Source organism: Vibrio sp. JZG120 (assembly GCF_053890955.1).
In genome coordinates this window covers 1-660 of record NZ_JBSRRK010000048.1, presented here as the reverse complement: position 1 = coordinate 660, position 660 = coordinate 1, and the positions used below count along the sequence as shown (strand labels likewise).

General features: G+C 41.5%; 1 protein-coding gene. It reads left to right on the top strand.

The window, feature by feature from the left end; all coding sequences use genetic code 11:
- The first annotated feature begins 33 nt into the window (after positions 1 to 33).
- Positions 34 to 543: an N-acetyltransferase family protein gene (locus tag ACWPOD_RS23735; RefSeq protein ID WP_456232306.1), complete on the top strand. Its 510-nt coding sequence runs from the start codon at positions 34 to 36 to the stop codon at positions 541 to 543.
- Positions 544 to 660: the final 117 nt, after the last annotated feature.

The following is a 660-nucleotide window of genomic DNA, read 5'->3' as shown; positions in this document are numbered from 1 at the left end:
GGCGTTATAAAGCTCGAAGAAAAAGGACATTTCGTGGAAATTCGAACAGGTAAACTTGAAGATGTTGCTGGTATTACAGACATCTTTAATTTTTATATTGAACACACCAATGCACGCTTTGAGGAAGTTCCATTTACTCTGGAAAATCGTCAGAAATGGTTTTCTCAGTTCTCTAGCAACACCAAATATCAACTATATGTCGCTATAGAAAACGGCGAATTGCTAGGTTTTGCATGTTCCCAACAGTACAGAGCAATTTCAGCTTTTGACGATACTGTAGAAGTGACCGTGTATCTGGCACAAGAAGCTAAAGGGAAAGGTTTAGGCTCTAAACTATATACTCAGTTGTTCTCATCTATTCGTGCTTACGGCGTCCACCGTGTATTGTCGGGTGTTGCATTACCAAACGACGTATCAGTTGCATTACATAAACGGTTTGGTTTCAGAGAAGTCGGAGTTTTCAATGAGTATGCGAAGAAACACGGGCAGTACATAAGCTCGGTGTGGTTAGAAAAGGCGTTTAACGTAGAGTCCGCTTTATAACAAACAATTTAAGAGTGATTCGGCACGCGTGGCATTTTTGGTATGCGTTGGTTTTAGTGGTTAAGGTGGTATGCGGAAGCATCGGTATTGCGTGCCTCACACCTTAATTGGGCGTTA